Origin of the sequence: Enterobacter sp. FUJ80071 (assembly GCF_038739915.1) — a bacterium.
GTDB lineage: Bacteria > Pseudomonadota > Gammaproteobacteria > Enterobacterales > Enterobacteriaceae > Enterobacter > Enterobacter kobei.
On record NZ_JBBXKH010000001.1, the window covers coordinates 830695 to 847316 of the forward strand.

Consider the following 16622-nt stretch of genomic DNA (forward strand, 5'->3'; position numbering starts at 1 on the left):
AATGATATGCGCCGATGCTACAATGTACGCCGACTAATGTTAACCCTCTGGAGCTGTTAGTGTCCTCATTGCCGGTCGCCGTCGTCCTTCCCGAGCTTCTTGCTGCCTTACACCACGCCCCGCAGGTTTTGCTTAACGCGCCTACGGGGGCGGGCAAATCCACCTGGCTGCCGCTACAGATCCTCAAAGAAGGGAAGATTGCCGGAAAAATCATCCTGCTGGAGCCGCGCAGGCTCGCCGCACGCAACGTGGCGCAGCGACTGGCGGAACTGCTGAACGAAAAACCGGGCGAAACGGTAGGTTATCGGATGCGTGCCGAAACCTGCGTTGGCCCGTCCACGCGCCTTGAAGTGGTTACCGAGGGCATTCTCACCCGCATGCTGCAAAACGATCCGGAACTGACCGGCGTGGGGCTGGTGATCCTGGATGAATTCCACGAACGCAGCCTGCAGGCGGATCTGGCCCTGGCGCTGTTGCTGGACGTCCAGCAGGGGCTGCGCGACGACCTCCGGCTGCTCATTATGTCGGCGACGCTGGATAACGCGCGGCTGCAGCAGACGCTGCCTGATGCCCCAGTGATTGCCTCCGAAGGTCGTGCATTCCCGGTGGAGCGGCGCTATCAGCCGCTACCTGCCCATCAGCGTTTTGACGAAGCGGTGGCTGTCGCCACGGCTGAACTGCTTCGTCAGGAACCGGGGTCGCTGCTGCTATTTTTACCCGGTGTGGGAGAAATCCAGCGCGTACAGGAGCAACTGGCATCACGGGTGAGTAGCGACATTATTCTGTGTCCGCTCTATGGCGCGCTGTCGCTGGCCGATCAGCGTAAAGCGATCCTTCCCGCCCCGGCGGGGCAGCGCAAAGTGGTGCTGGCGACCAATATCGCGGAAACCAGTTTGACCATCGAAGGCATTCGCCTGGTGGTGGATAGCGCCCAGGAGAGGGTGGCCAGTTTTGACCCGCGCACCGGGCTGACTAAGCTGCTCACGCAGCGCATCAGCCAGGCGTCGATGATCCAGCGTGCGGGCCGTGCCGGGCGTCTTGCGCCGGGCATTTGTCTGCATTTGACCAGCGCGGAGCAAGCTGAGCGTGCCGCACAGCAAAGCACGCCAGAAATTTTACAAAGTGATTTGTCTGGCCTGGTGATGGATCTCCTGCAATGGGGCTGTCCTGACCCTGCCCAGCTCACATGGCTCAACCCTCCGCCAGCGGTTAACCTCACGGCGGCGCGCAGCCTGCTGACTCAGCTTGGCGCGCTGGAAGGCGAGCGTCTGACGGCGCGCGGGCAGAAAATGGCGGCGCTGGGTAACGATCCGCGTCTGGCTGCTATGCTGGTGGCCGCGCAGGGGAACGATGAAATTGCCACGGCGGCCAGGCTGGCGGCTATCCTTGAGGAGCCGCCGCGCGGTGGCACTAGCGATTTGGGACAGGCATTTTCGCGTAATCAGGGGAACTGGCAGCAGCGGGCGCAGCAGCTGGCCAAACGCCTGAATAGCCGGGGCGGTTCACCTGACAGCGATAAAATTGCCTCCCTGCTGTCAGAGGCCTTCCCGGACAGAATTGCCCGCCGCCGCGGGCTGGACGGGCGCTATCAGCTGGCAAACGGCATGGGGGCGATGCTGGACAGCGATGATGCGTTAACGCGTCACGAATGGCTGATTGCCCCGCTTTTGCTTCAGGGGAGCCACTCTCCTGACGCACGTATTTTACAGGCGTTTGCCGTAGACATTGATGCCCTGACCCGCGCTTGTCCGCAGCTGCTGCAGCAGTCCGATATCGTGGAATGGGATGAGACTCAGGGCACGCTAAAGGCGTTTCGCCGCAGTCAGATTGGCAAACTGACGCTCGGGACGAAACCGCTGGCGAAGCCGTCAGAAGAAGAGTTACACCAGGCGATGCTGAACGGCATCCGGGAAAAAGGGCTGAGCGTACTGAACTGGACGCCGGAAGCTGAACAGTATCGTATACGCCTGCACTGCGCCGCGAAGTGGCTGCCGGAACACGGCTGGCCAGCGGTGGATGATGAGACGCTGCTGGCTACGCTTGAGCACTGGCTACTGCCGCAAATGAGCGGCGTACACTCCTTGCGTGCGCTCAAGGCGCTTGATGTTAAGACCGCGTTACAGAATTTACTGGACTGGTCATTACGTCAACGTCTGGATAGTGAGCTGCCTGGGCATTACACTGTGCCCACCGGGAGCCGGATTGCCATTCGTTATCATGAGGATAATCCTCCGGCGCTGGCGGTACGGATGCAGGAGATGTTTGGTGAAGCCACCACACCGTCTATCGCAGAAGGGCGTGTGCCGTTGGTGCTTGAGCTGCTGTCGCCTGCGCAGCGTCCGCTGCAGATCACCTGCGATCTGGGCGCGTTCTGGGCGGGAAGTTACCGGGACGTGCAGAAAGAGATGAAAGGGCGCTATCCCAAACACGTCTGGCCGGACGATCCGGCGAACACGGCGCCGACACGGCGGACGAAGAAGTATTCGTGAATCAGGGGAAGAGGGGAGTGCGGCCTGGATTGTGCGGGCTGGATTGTGCGGCCTGATGCCCTCACCCCGGCCCTCTCCCATGGGGAGAGGGAGAAAACACTAAAGACTTTCCTGCAAGGAAAGTCTTGCTGTTTATTTTGAGAGATTTCTTCTTTCACAGGTCAGTGGAAGAAATGAGAATCGGGCCTTTGCGCCTGAACGTTGCGGAGAAAAAGCATGGCGGGGAATGACCGCGAGCCAATAGGACGTAAGGGAAAACCCACGCGTCCGGCGAAAGAAAAGGTAAGCCGTCGTCGCCTCAGAGATGAGGACTATGACGATGACTATGAAGACGATTATGAGGATGAAGAACCGATGCCGCGTAAAGGAAAAGGCAAAGGGCGCAAGCCTCGGGGCAAACGCGGCTGGTTCTGGCTGCTGCTGAAGCTGTTCATTGTTTTTGTTGTGCTGATGGCGATTTACGGCGTTTATCTGGATCAGAAGATCCGCAGCCGTATCGACGGTAAAGTCTGGCAGTTACCTGCGGCAGTGTATGGCCGTATGGTGAACCTTGAGCCAGATATGTCCATCAGTAAGAACGAGATGGTGAAACTGCTGGAAGCGACCCAGTATCGTCAGGTATCGAAGATGACGCGCCCTGGCGAATTTACCGTTCAGGCGAAAAGCATTGAGATGATCCGCCGTCCGTTCGACTTCCCGGACAGCAAAGAGGGGCAGGTGCGCGCGCGTCTGACCTTTGACGGCGATCGTCTGGATACCATCGAGAACATGGATAACAACCGTCAGTTCGGTTTCTTCCGTCTCGATCCGCGTCTGATCACCATGCTCTCGTCGGCTAACGGCGAGCAGCGCCTGTTTGTAGCGCGTAACGGCTTCCCGGATCTGCTGGTGGATACGCTGCTGGCAACCGAGGACCGTCACTTCTACGAGCACGACGGCATCAGCCTTTACTCTATCGGCCGTGCGGTACTGGCGAACCTGACCGCGGGTCGTACCGTGCAGGGGGCGAGTACGCTGACTCAGCAGCTGGTGAAGAACCTGTTCCTCTCCAGCGAACGCTCCTACTGGCGTAAAGCCAACGAAGCGTACATGGCCGTGCTGATGGATGCGCGTTACAGCAAGGATCGTATTCTTGAGCTGTACATGAACGAGGTTTACCTCGGTCAGAGCGGCGATAACGAAATCCGCGGCTTCCCGCTGGCAAGCCTGTACTATTTTGGCCGCCCGGTGGAAGAGCTGAGCCTTGACCAGCAGGCATTGCTGGTGGGCATGGTGAAAGGGGCGTCCATCTACAACCCGTGGCGTAACCCGAAACTGGCGCTGGAGCGTCGTAACCTGGTCCTGCGTCTGCTGCAACAACAGCAGGTGATCGATCAGGAACTGTACGACATGCTGAGCGCGCGTCCGCTTGGCGTGCAGCCGCGCGGTGGGGTGATCTCTCCTCAGCCTGCGTTTATGCAAATGGTGCGTCAGGAGCTGCAAAGCAAGCTCGGTGATAAGGTCAAAGATCTCTCCGGCGTGAAGATCTTCACCACCTTTGACTCCGTGGCCCAGGATGCAGCAGAAAAAGCCGCGGTGGAAGGTATTCCGGCACTGAAGAAACAGCGCAAGCTGAGCGATCTGGAAACCGCCATGGTGGTGGTTGACCGCAACACTGGCGAAGTACGCGCGATGGTGGGCGGTGCCGAGCCGCAGTATGCGGGCTATAACCGTGCCATGCAGGCGCGTCGTTCGATTGGTTCTCTGGCAAAACCGGCGACCTATCTCACCGCCCTGAGTCAGCCGAATCTGTATCGTCTGAACACCTGGATTGCCGATGCGCCAATCTCACTGCGTCAGCCTAACGGTCAGGTCTGGTCCCCGCAGAACGATGATAAACAGTTCAGCGGCCAGGTTATGCTGGTGGATGCGTTGACCCGTTCCATGAACGTCCCCACGGTTAACCTCGGTATGGCGCTGGGCCTGCCTGCGATTGTCGACACCTGGCAGAAACTGGGCGTGTCGAAAGATCAGCTGCATCCGGTTCCGGCGATGATTCTGGGGGCACTTAACCTGACGCCGATCGAAGTGGCACAGGCGTTCCAGACCATTGCCAGCGGCGGTAACCGTGCGCCGCTTTCGGCCCTGCGCTCGGTGATTGCCGAGGATGGCTCCGTGCTGTATCAGAGCTTCCCACAGGCAGAACGTGCGGTGCCTGCGCAGGCGGCCTATATGACGCTGTGGACCATGCAGCAGGTTGTGCAGCGGGGTACTGGCCGTCAGCTGGGGGCGAAATATCCGGGTCTGCATCTGGCGGGTAAAACCGGGACCACCAACAACAACGTCGATACCTGGTTTGCCGGTATTGATGGCCGTGAAGTGGTGATCACCTGGGTAGGCCGTGATAACAACCAGCCAACCAAGCTGTACGGTGCAAGCGGGGCGATGTCGATTTACCAGCGCTATCTGGCGAATCAGTCTCCGGTGCCGCTGAACCTGGTTGCGCCGGAAGATATCGTCGATATGGGCGTGGACGGTTCCGGTAACTTTGTTTGCGGCGGTGGGATGCGTACCCTGCCGGTCTGGACCACCAATCCGGACTCCCTCTGCCAGCAGAGCCAGCCTGAACAGCCAACGGGCAACCCGTTCGATCAATCTTCTCAGCCTCAGCAGCCGCAGCAACAACAGCCGCAGCAGCAGAATGAGAAGAAAGACAGCGATGGCGTAGCCGGCTGGATTAAGGACATGTTTGGCGGGAATTAATTAATTCCCTGAATAAAAGGCCGCTTTATTTTAAAGCGGCCTTTTTTATTGTTTACAGTCCGCAATCCTTTAAAAAAAGTTAATTCAAAATTAAGAATTCCTAAGATTCATTATTTTTTATTTAAAACATAATCTTGTGCGCCATTATGTGCAGGAGGTTTTTAGGCTATCTGGACACTGGTAAGAATGATCTGATTTAATCGCCTCAAGGAATCACAGGCTTTCCTGAAACATGGCTGGGTTAATTACCCCTGTATGAGTGATATGAGCGCTTAAATAACATTCTGACGCACAGTATTGGGGCGGGAATGGATGACTGCATCGATATATATAAGGATATGATTATGAGTAAGTATGTTCTTTCTTCATTTTTGGCTGCAAGCATAATGGCAGCGCTGTCTCTGCCAGCATTTGCCGGAAACGATTCTGGCACGGTGAACTTTGCCGGGAAAGTGGTGGCCGACACCTGTGAAATTAATGTTGATGGCTCCGGTACGACCTCGTCAACCGTCACGTTCCCCGATACCTATGCGTCGGACTTTGGCACTGATGGCGCAGTGGGCACCAGCAAAACGTTTAATATTGAAGTGAAAAAATGTGACCCGCTGGTTGCCAAACTCAACCTCAAATTCAGCGGAACGACAACGGATGCCGCGCATAAACGTCTGAAGAACGACCTCAGCGGCGCCGGTAATGCCACCAACGTTGGCATCATCGTCAGCAATGAAAACGGCACGAAAGACGATGTGGTATTTGATGGCTCCCTGCCTTCGACGGGAACGGATGTGGCTAACGATGCGACGGGAACAAATGCGTCAGTCTTTAACTACATCGCGAAGGTGATTCAGATTGGTGATACTGCACCCACCGCAGGCCGCTATTCTTCTTCGGCAACTTTCGAGGTTGTCTATCGCTAAGTCATTACTGGCAGCCTTTATGGCTGCCTTTTGGAACGTTGTATGAAGACTTTATTTAAATTGTTATGTGGTTGTTTAATTATTTCTTGTCTGTCAGCGCAGGCCAGCGTGGTTCTGGGTGGTACTCGTATTATTTATCCATCAAATAAAGCTGAAGTACAAATAGCCCTTAAAAATAAAGATCCCCATACGCGTTATCTGGTACAAAGCTGGGTCAGCTATGTCAATAATGCAAAAGCGCCCTTCGTTATTACCCCTCCTGTTTATAAGCTGCAGGAAAATCGTCAAACCCTTTTACACGTTATTTTTACTGGCGATAAAAAAAGCCTGCCATCAGACCGTGAATCGCTGTTCCTGGCGAATGTGAAATCGGTCTCCGCGCTGTCGCCTGAGCTGAAAGAGAAAAATACCCTGCAGTTCGCGATGAAAACGCGGCTGAAGCTTTTCTGGCGCCCGTCTCAGTTAAAAGAGGCCGATGCGCTGGTGGCGGATGAAAAAATCACGTTCCGTCGTCAGGGCGACACGCTTATTGCCAACAACCCCACGCCGTTTTACGTCTCCTTTGGCGAGCTGGCCGTGGGCGGGAAAAGCGTACCGGTGAAAGAGACCGAAACCACGCCGGGGGCTATTTCGATGATGGTTGCACCGTTTAGCGAGCAGCATTTTGCGTTGCCAAAAGGGGCGACGGGTGCGGTGACCTGGACGGCAATCAATGATTTTGGGGCGCAAACCCCTCAGCGCAAGCAGGCCCTTTAACGGGATCGTGTTGGAATGCTATGTCCTCTCCCTCTCGCCAAAAACAGGTATGGTCCGGGATCGTGCTCGCACTGTTCGTCGCGATCCCACCTGCGTGGGCTGATGACGAATTCAACCTGCGGATCCTTGAGCTGGATACGCCGCTGGAAAATACCGCTACGCTCAAAAACTTCATTAATGATAACGGCTTGCTGGCAGGGCGCTATCTGACCACCATCATGTGGGATCGGGACGTCGTGGATAAACGCGAGGTCACCTATGTGCTTTCTGACGATAAGCAGCAGCTTCTGCCGGAGCTGACCAAAGCGGATCTGCGTGAATTTGGCGTGAACGTCGACGCGGTGCCGGATCTCAAAGATATGGACGATGCGGCCTGCATTCGGGATATCTCCCATTTTATCGAACATGCTCGCTACGATTACAATCAGGATAACCAGACCCTGACGCTGGTCATTCCCCAGGCCTACCGCAACCGCGCGGCTGCGGGCGCCATTAACCCGAAATTCTGGGATGACGGTGCTCCGGCGGCCTGGACAAGCTATCAGCTCAGCGGTTCTCAGCAGCATTACAGCACGGGCCAAACCTCATCAACCTGGCTTGGCCTGACATCGGGTCTTAATCTGGGCGCGTGGCGGCTGCGCAACAACAGTACCTGGAGTGACTCTTCGGGCTGGGAAGCCATCGCCACCACCCTGCAGCGCGATATCAAAGCGCTGAAAAGCCAGCTTGAACTGGGCCAGACGTACACCAACAGCGAGCTGTTCGACAGCGTGCAGATGACCGGCCTGACGCTGGAAACGGATACGGCGATGCTACCGGTCAGCCAGCAGGGGTTTGCGCCTGTCGTGCGGGGGATTGCCAATAGCGATGCAAAAGTCACCATTAAGCAAAACGGCTACACCCTTTATCAAACCAACGTCTCGCCGGGGCCATTTGAGATCCGTGATTTAAGCCAGGTCGCCTCCGGAGCGGATCTGGAAGTCACCGTCGAAGAGGCGGATGGCTCGGAGCATAGCTTCATACAGGCCAGCGCGTCGGTGCCGGTCCTCCAGCGTGAGGGCGGGTTTAAGTATTCGCTGGCGGCCGGGCGTTATCGCGGCAATGAAGGGGAAGATGAGCCCACCTTTGTGCAAGGTACGGCTATTTATGGTCTGCCGTATGGCGTGACGGCCTACACCGGCGCTCAGGGTGCGTCGATGTATCATGCACTATTGCTGGGGGTTGGCGCGGATTTGGGTCACCTGGGCTCAGCCTCGGTGGATATCACCACCGCGAGAACTGCCTTTGATGACGGACGTGATGACGCAAATGGACTCTCATGGCGAGCGCAGTATTCAAAAGATATTCCCGACACAGATACCACCGTCACGCTTGCCAGCTACCGCTATTCCACCTCCGGGTTTTATACCTTTCAGGAGGCTATCGATCAGCGCGACAGCGAGATTGATGACGGCATTTATACCTATCGCAGAACCAACAACCGCCGAAGCCGCATGCAGGTAAACCTTTCCCAGCGGCTTTCTGACTGGGGCTCGGCGTATCTTAACGGCTATCAGCAGGATTACTGGGATATGGATGGCCACGAGCGCAGCGTCAGCGCCGGGCTGAGCTCCAGCTGGCGGGATATTACCTGGTCGATAAGCTACAACCTGACCCGCACGCCAGATGCCGATTCCGATCGGCAACTGGCGCTGAACGTCAATATCCCGTTATCGCACTGGCTCTCTAACGCGTGGGCAAACTACAGCGTAAATACCGCAAGCGGCTGGTATGTCTCGCACCAGGTGGGGATCGGGGGGACCGCGCTTGAGGATAACAAGCTGAGCTATAACCTCCAGCAGACCTACGCCAACAAAGATACGGGCTATGGCGGCAGCGTATCCGGGCGCTATCGCGGCTCGTCCGGCGAAGTTGGCATGGGGTACAGCTACGGCGGGGATAACCGACAGTGGAACTATAACGCTCAGGGATCCATCGTGGCTCACAGTCAGGGCATTACGCTGGGGCAGCCCGTGCGGGACGCTTTCGCGATTGTACACATCAACGACGGAGAGGATGTCAACGTTCAGAGCGGCCGCGGCATTTATACCGATGCGTTTGGTAATGCCATCGTGCCGTCGCTTACCGCTTACCGACACAACACCCTCACGGTAAACACGCAGGAACGCAGCGATATTGATATTGACGCGGCAACGTTAGATCTCGTGCCGACAAAAGGCGCGGCGATACTGGCGAACTTCGAGGCCCGCGTTGGGCGTCGCGCGCTGGTCACTCTGCGTCATCAGGGTAAACCAGTGCCGTTTGGTGCCATCGTGGCGCTTGATAACACCACCGCGATTGTCGGGAATGATGGCGAGGTCTACCTCTCAGGGCTTAACGGACACACATCGTTCAGCGCGCAGTGGGGAGAGGCGGGCGACGAACAGTGTCATGGCGTCATCGATTTACCCGATGACAATGGCGAGGGAATCATTAATACCGCGGTCAATTGCCAATGAGGCTGGAGAGAAAATGCGCGTGACTATTCTGGTGAGAACCGTTATCTCTGCCGTACTGCTGGTCGCCGCCGTGCGGGTACATCCGGCATTTGCTCAATGTACTTTCAGCGGCGGGGATGGATCTGGCGGCATTGTTACCTTTCAGCTTCCAGCGGTCTTTATGCTCGATCCCGATACCCCTGTGGGGACCGTAATTTATGACAATGCCGTCGAATCCAATGAAATTACGGTGCACTGTGGCGGAGCTGACGCGCAAATCCGGCGCGGCTATTTGACCCTGACGGATGCCGACGCGCGTGAGGACGTTCTGCCGGGAGTCTATAAAACCAACGTGCCGGGGATTGGCATCCGTGCGGCGGCGTCAAGCGAACGGTTGCCCGACTATATAGAGGAGGACCTCATTCGTCCCTGGCAGTATTATGGCTACAAACATGGCGGGTCTGATGGCACCCACGTCTTTCGGGCCGCCGCTCAACTGGTGGTCATCGGCCAGGTCCAGGACGGGATGCTGGATACCTCGCGCCTGACCTCGCAGGATACGCTCGGCGGTGTCGTGGTCGGTGAAATGCGTTTTTCGCCCACCAGCGTCCATATTACGACCAATACCTGTAACCTGGTTGACCGGAACATCTTTGTTCCTCTCAAAACGGTCAATTCTCAGGATTTTGACGGGCAATACTCAGAGATACTGACTGATGGGAGCTTTAAGATCGCTATAAACGACTGCGCGGCGGGAACAAAGATTGACTATCAGTTCACCCGCACGGGGTCGACGGGGGTGACCAACGGCTCGATTTTGGGCATTGCATCCGGTGATGCTGCCGCACAAGGGTTGGGGATTCAAATTCTCGACAGCAACGATACCGTCCTTCAGTTTGACCAGACCTATACTGCGATATCCGCTACGCAGGACAAGGTGCCCGCAGAGATCCCCCTGAAGGCCCGCTACGTAAAAACGGGGGAGGTCAAACCCGGAAAAGTCGAGGCGGTCGCCACGTTCGAGCTGTTTTACCGCTAATGCTTCCCGCCCGCTCCGGCGGGTTTTGGCGATCCTTTCGCTAACATCATTAACCCCCTGTTTTCATCTGGTTAATTCTTAATCCCTCAATTCTCGTAGGGCCGCTTATTGCTTGCTATGCAACCGGCGTTTCGCCTATTATTCTTGCGCTCATAATAATAATTCTCGTTTACGTTATCATTAACCTTTCCATCAGAGATACAACATGGCGCTTTCCAATACTGCTCAGCCAATCAACACGTCGCTGCGAAAAGTCGCGGTCGTCGTAGCCACAGCGGTTGCCGGCATGTCGGCTTATGCACATGCTGCCGAAACCCCGAAAAAAGAAGAAACCATTACGGTAACTGCAGCGCCTGCGGCACAGGAAAGTGCCTGGGGACCGGCGGCAACTATCGCGGCAAGACAATCCGCGACCGGCACGAAAACCGATACGCCAATTCAGAAGGTGCCGCAGTCTATTTCAGTCGTCACCGCCGAAGAGATGGCGCTGCACCAGCCGCGTTCGGTAAAAGAAGCCCTGAGCTATACGCCGGGCGTGGCGGTTGGCACCCGTGGTGCGTCGAATACCTATGACTATCTGGTGATTCGCGGCTTTGCGGCCGACGGCCAGAGCCAGAATAACTACCTCGACGGCATGAAGATGCAGGGCAACTTCTATAACGACGCGGTAATCGACCCTTACATGCTGGAACGCGCCGAGATCATGCGCGGTCCGGTTTCCGTTCTGTACGGCAAAAGCAGCCCTGGCGGTTTGCTGAACATGGTAAGCAAGCGCCCAACCACCGAGCCGCTGAAAGAAATCCAGTTCAAAGTCGGTACGGACAGCCTGTTCCAGACCGGGTTTGACTTCAGCGATGCCATCGACGACGACGGCGTATACTCTTACCGCTTAACGGGTGTTGCGCGTTCTAATAACGCTCAGCAGGAGCGTGCGGAAGAGCAGCGTTACGCCATCGCGCCATCGTTCTCCTGGCGTCCGGATGATAAGACTACCTTCACGTTCCTCTCTTACTTCCAGAACGAGCCTGAAACCGGCTACTACGGCTGGCTGCCAAAAGAGGGGACGGTTGATCCGCTGCCGAACGGCGATCGTCTGCCGACGAACTTCAATGAAGGCGCGAAGAACAATACCTATTCCCGCAACCAGAAAATGGTGGGGTACAGCTTCGATCACGAATTCAACGATACCTTTACCGTACGCCAGAACCTGCGCTTTGCTGAGAATAAAACCTCACAAAACAGTGTTTACGGCTATGGCGTCTGTACCGATCCGGCGAATGCAGGCAACAAACAGTGCGCCGCGTTAGCCCCTGCTGACAAAGGCCATTATCTGGCGCGTAAATACGTTGTCGATAATGAAAAGCTGCAGAACTTCACCGTTGATACCCAGTTGCAAAGCAAATTCGCTACCGGTGAGGTGGACCACATCCTGCTGACCGGCGTTGACTTTATGCGCATGCGTAACGACATCAACTCCTGGTTCGGCTATGACGACTCGGTGCCGCTGCTGGATCTCTACAATCCGGTGAACAGCGATTTTGATTTCGGTTCAAAAGATCCGGCGACCTCCGGCCCTTATCAGATCCTCAACCGCCAGAAACAGACGGGTCTGTACGTTCAGGATCAGGCGCAGTGGGATAAAGTGCTGGTTACGCTGGGCGGCCGTTATGACTGGGCGGATCAGGAATCGTATAACCGCGTGTTGAATACCACCTCCAAACGTGATGATACCCAGTTCACCTGGCGTGGTGGTGTTAACTACCTGTTTGATAATGGCGTAACCCCGTACTTCAGCTACAGCGAATCGTTTGAGCCCGCTTCGCAGACCGATGCTCAGGGCAAACTGTTCTCCCCCTCTAAAGGTAAGCAGTACGAAGCGGGCGTGAAATACGTGCCGAATGACCGTCCGATCGTTGTCACCGGTGCGTTGTACCAACTGACCAAAACCAACAACCTGATGGCGGACCCGGCTGGCTCGTTCTTCTCGGTTGAAGGGGGAGAAATCCGCGCGCGTGGCGTAGAGCTGGAAGCGAAAGCGGCGCTGTCTGCTAGCGTGAACGTTGTCGGTTCCTACACCTATACCGATGCGGAATACACCACCGATACAAATTACAAAGGCAACACGCCTGCTCAGGTGCCTAAACACATGGCATCCGTATGGGGAGATTACACGCTGTTTGATGGCCCGCTGTCCGGCCTGACGCTGGGTACCGGCGTGCGTTACACCGGCTCCAGCAAAGGCGATCCGGCGAACACCTTCACGGTAGGCAGCTACACCGTTGTCGATGCGCTGGTGAGATACGACCTGGCGCGCGTGGGCATGGCAGGCTCGAACGTCGCACTTCACGTGAACAACCTGTTTGATCGCGAGTATGTTGCCAGCTGCTTTAACACCTACGGTTGCTTCTGGGGTGCTGAACGTCAGGTTGTCGCCACCGCGACCTTCCGCTTCTAATCTCTCTTTGGGCACGGTTCGCCGTGCCCTTTTTATTTAAGTTGGCTGATATGCAGGATAATCAAACGCAATCCGACACCACCTTCACGCTCAATCATCTCTCCTTTCGCGTACCCGGACGCACGTTGCTGCATCCGCTCTCTCTGACGTTCCCGGCCGGTAAAGTGACGGGCCTGATTGGTCACAACGGTTCCGGTAAATCCACGCTCCTTAAGATGCTGGGACGCCATCAGCCGCCGTCTGAAGGGGATATCCTGCTGGACGGACAGCAACTGGAGAGCTGGAGCAGCAAAGCCTTTGCGCGCAAAGTGGCCTATCTGCCGCAGCAGTTGCCGCAGGCGGAAGGGATGACGGTGCGTGAGCTGGTGGCGATTGGGCGTTATCCGTGGCACGGGGCGCTTGGGCGCTTCGGCGCGGCTGACCGGGAGAAAGTGGAAGAGGCGATTGCGCTGGTTGGGCTAAAACCGCTGGCGCATCGTCTGGTGGATAGCCTGTCTGGCGGTGAGCGTCAGCGGGCGTGGATTGCAATGCTGGTGGCTCAGGACAGCCGTTGCCTGCTACTGGATGAACCTACCTCTGCGCTGGATATTGCCCATCAGGTCGATGTGCTGGCGCTGGTACACCGGTTAAGCCAGCAGCGTGGCCTGACGGTGATTGCGGTCCTGCACGATATCAACATGGCGGCGCGCTACTGCGATTATCTTGTCGCGCTACGCGGCGGCGAAATGATTGCGCAGGGAACACCGTCAGAATTGATGCGCAGCGAAACGCTGGAACACATTTACGGTATTCCAATGGGTATCTTGCCTCACCCGGCTGGGGCTGCACCGGTGAGCTTCGTGTACTGATGCTGGACAACACATTTATCAGCCGTCGTCGCCTGTTGACGGCAATGGCGCTCTCACCCCTGCTGTTTAACATGACGACGGCGCGTGCTGCCGCAGTCGATCCTCACCGCATTGTGGCGCTGGAGTGGCTGCCGGTAGAGCTAATGATGGCGCTGGGCATCACGCCCTATGGCGTGGCGGACATCCCTAACTATAACCTCTGGGTGAACGAGCCGAAGCTGCCGGACTCGGTGATTGACATCGGCCTGCGTACGGAGCCAAACCTCGAACTGCTTACCCAAATGAAACCGTCATTCCTGTTCTGGTCTGCGGGCTATGGCCCGTCAGAAGAGACCATGGCACGTATTGCGCCAGGGCGCGGTTTTTCCTTTAGCGACGGTAAAAAACCGCTGACCGTGGCGAAAAACTCGATCAACGAGATGGCGCATTTCCTCAACCGTGAAACGGAAGCCAAAAAGCATCTCGATGAATTCGATGCCCTGATTGACGCCCTGAAGCCGCGCTTTGCCGGGCGGGGCGATCGCCCGCTGCTGATGGTGACGCTGCTGGATGCCCGCCATGTGCTGGTATTCGGTAAAAACTGTCTGTTCCAGGAGGTGCTGGACAGCTTTGGCATTCGCAATGCGTGGGAAGGGGAGATGACCTTCTGGGGCAGTACCGCCGTCGGTATCGATCGTCTGGCGGCGTTTCGTGATGTGGATGTGCTGTGTTTCGACCACGGCAACGAGCGCGAAATGCAAACGCTGATGGCGACGCCGCTCTGGCAGGCGATGCCGTTTGTGCGCGAGAAGCACTTCCAGCGTGCGCCCGCTGTGTGGTTCTACGGCGCGACGCTATCGGCCATGCATTTTGCCCGCGTACTGGATAACGCGCTGGGAGGTAAAGCATGAGTACCCGTATCGCGCGTTTCCCGGTTCTACTGCTGTCCGTGCTTTTTCTGGCTGCACTGTCATTCACCGGGTTCAATCTCTCGACGGCGTTACCGCGTGCGCAGTGGGGAGCCGCGCTGGTCTCGCCGGATATCGACAATATTCAGCAGATGCTGTTCCACTACAGCCTGCTGCCGCGTCTGGCGATCTCCCTTTTGGTCGGGGCCGGTTTAGGCCTGGTAGGCGTCTTATTCCAGCAGGTATTACGTAACCCGCTGGCGGAGCCAACCACGTTGGGCGTCGCTACCGGGGCGCAGCTTGGGATCACGATCACCACGCTGTGGGCATTGCCCGGCGCGTTAACCTCGCAGTTTGCGGCCCTCGCGGGGGCGTGTGTCGTAGGGGCGCTGGTCTTTGGTGTGGCCTGGGGAAAACGCCTTTCTCCGGTAACGCTGATTCTGGCCGGGCTGGTTGTCAGCCTCTATTGCGGTGCGATTAACCAGCTGCTGGTGCTGTTCCATCACGATCAGCTGCAAAGTATGTTCCTGTGGAGCACCGGCACGCTCACCCAGACCGACTGGAGCATTGTGCAGCGTCTGTGGCCGCAGCTGGCGGGCGGAGTCGTGCTGACGCTGCTGCTCCTGCGTCCGCTGACGCTCATGGGGCTGGATGATGGCGTGGCGCGTAACCTGGGGCTGGCACTGTCGCTGGCACGCTTGGCGGCGCTCACGCTGGCGATTGTGCTGAGCGCTCTGCTGGTTAACGCGGTGGGCATTATCGGCTTTATTGGTCTCTTTGCGCCGCTGCTGGCAAAAATGCTCGGGGCGCGTCGGCTGCTGGCGCGTCTGCTGCTCGCACCGTTGATCGGGGCGCTGATCCTCTGGCTTTCCGATCAGATCATTCTCTGGCTGGCCCGCGTCTGGATGGAAGTGTCTACCGGGTCAGCAACGGCGCTTATCGGTGCGCCGCTGCTGCTGTGGTTGCTCCCGCGTTTGCGCAGCATCAGCGCGCCTGCGATGGACGCGGGCGATAAGGTCTACGCGGAACGTCAGTCGGTACTGTGGTTTAGCCTTGCCGGTCTGGGAGTCTTGCTTCTCGCCTCGTTTGCCGCACTCGCGTTTGGGCGCGATGCCGCAGGCTGGCACTGGGCAACGGGTGATCTACTCAACGAATTACTGCAATGGCGCTGGCCGCGGATCCTCTCCGCGCTTATTGCCGGTGTGATGCTGGCGGTTGCGGGCTGTATTATTCAGCGTCTGACCGGTAACCCGATGGCGAGCCCGGAAGTGCTGGGGATCAGCTCCGGTGCCGCCTTTGGCGTGGTGCTGATGCTGTTCCTGGTGCCAGGGAACGCGTTTGGCTGGTTGATGCCTGCCGGGAGTATCGGTGCGGCGGTGACGCTGATGATTATTCTGATTGCCTCAGGTCGCGGCGGATTTTCCCCGCACCGGATGTTGCTGGCCGGGATGGCGCTCAGCACGGCCTTTACGATGCTGTTGATGATGCTGCAGGCGAGTGGCGATCCGCGAATGGCGAAGATCCTGACCTGGATTTCTGGCTCAACCTACAACGCGACCGCCAGCCAGGTTGTGCATTCCGGGATCGTAATGATTGTGCTGCTGGCGATTGTGCCGCTGTGTCGTCGCTGGATGACCATTCTGCCGCTCGGCGGCGAAACGGCGCGGGCTGTGGGCATGGCGCTGACGCCTACGCGTGTCGCACTTCTCCTGCTGGCAGCGTGCCTCACGGCAACGGCAACCATGACTATTGGCCCGCTGAGCTTCGTCGGGTTGATGGCACCGCATATCGCCAGAATGATGGGGTTCCGCCGGACAATGCCGCACATTGTGATGTCAGCCCTGACGGGCGGAGTCATTCTGTTATTTGCGGACTGGTGTGGAAGGATGGTGCTGTTCCCTTACCAGATCCCGGCGGGACTGCTGTCGACCTTTATAGGCGCGCCGTATTTTATTTATCTGTTGAGAAAGCAGAGTCGGTAGTCAGGTGCGGCCTGATGCCCTCACCCCGGC

At 57.2% G+C, this 16622-nt stretch carries 10 protein-coding genes; all 10 read left to right on the forward strand.

Annotated features, from left to right (window positions below; genetic code table 11):
* The first annotated feature begins 59 nt into the window (after nucleotides 1-59).
* On the forward strand, nucleotides 60-2489 hold the full coding sequence (gene hrpB, locus AAER43_RS03915) for an ATP-dependent helicase HrpB (protein ID WP_050861699.1): 2430 nt from the start codon (nucleotides 60-62) through the stop codon (nucleotides 2487-2489).
* Nucleotides 2490-2705: 216 nt separating this feature from the next.
* Complete coding sequence (gene mrcB / locus AAER43_RS03920; protein WP_014882607.1) at nucleotides 2706-5231, forward strand: bifunctional glycosyl transferase/transpeptidase; 2526 nt, start codon at nucleotides 2706-2708, stop codon at nucleotides 5229-5231.
* A gap of 344 nt (nucleotides 5232-5575) precedes the next feature.
* Nucleotides 5576-6148, forward strand: coding sequence for a fimbrial protein (locus AAER43_RS03925; protein WP_023332117.1), 573 nt, complete (start codon nucleotides 5576-5578; stop codon nucleotides 6146-6148).
* Between the two features lie 42 nt (nucleotides 6149-6190).
* Nucleotides 6191-6904: a molecular chaperone gene (locus tag AAER43_RS03930; protein ID WP_023332118.1), complete on the forward strand. Its 714-nt coding sequence runs from the start codon at nucleotides 6191-6193 to the stop codon at nucleotides 6902-6904.
* A 20-nt stretch (nucleotides 6905-6924) separates the two neighbouring features.
* Nucleotides 6925-9402 (forward strand): fimbria/pilus outer membrane usher protein, encoded by a 2478-nt coding sequence (locus tag AAER43_RS03935; RefSeq protein WP_050861698.1) that lies wholly within the window; start codon nucleotides 6925-6927, stop codon nucleotides 9400-9402.
* A 13-nt stretch (nucleotides 9403-9415) separates the two neighbouring features.
* Nucleotides 9416-10420 (forward strand): fimbrial protein, encoded by a 1005-nt coding sequence (locus AAER43_RS03940; RefSeq protein WP_050861697.1) that lies wholly within the window; start codon nucleotides 9416-9418, stop codon nucleotides 10418-10420.
* Nucleotides 10421-10625: 205 nt separating this feature from the next.
* Nucleotides 10626-12875, forward strand: a complete 2250-nt coding sequence (gene fhuA / locus AAER43_RS03945; RefSeq protein WP_045281029.1) for a ferrichrome porin FhuA — start codon at nucleotides 10626-10628, stop codon at nucleotides 12873-12875.
* Between the two features lie 50 nt (nucleotides 12876-12925).
* On the forward strand, nucleotides 12926-13723 hold the full coding sequence (fhuC, locus tag AAER43_RS03950; RefSeq protein WP_045134598.1) for a Fe3+-hydroxamate ABC transporter ATP-binding protein FhuC: 798 nt from the start codon (nucleotides 12926-12928) through the stop codon (nucleotides 13721-13723).
* The gene (gene fhuD, locus AAER43_RS03955) at nucleotides 13723-14613 is read left to right on the forward strand and encodes a Fe(3+)-hydroxamate ABC transporter substrate-binding protein FhuD (RefSeq protein WP_050861696.1); all 891 of its coding nucleotides are present in this window, start codon (nucleotides 13723-13725) and stop codon (nucleotides 14611-14613) included. Before fhuC ends, fhuD begins: the two co-directional genes overlap by 1 nt.
* A complete protein-coding gene (gene fhuB, locus AAER43_RS03960) occupies nucleotides 14610-16592 on the forward strand; it encodes a Fe(3+)-hydroxamate ABC transporter permease FhuB (protein ID WP_050861695.1) in 1983 nt (660 codons plus the stop codon). Before fhuD ends, fhuB begins: the two co-directional genes overlap by 4 nt.
* Nucleotides 16593-16622: the final 30 nt, after the last annotated feature.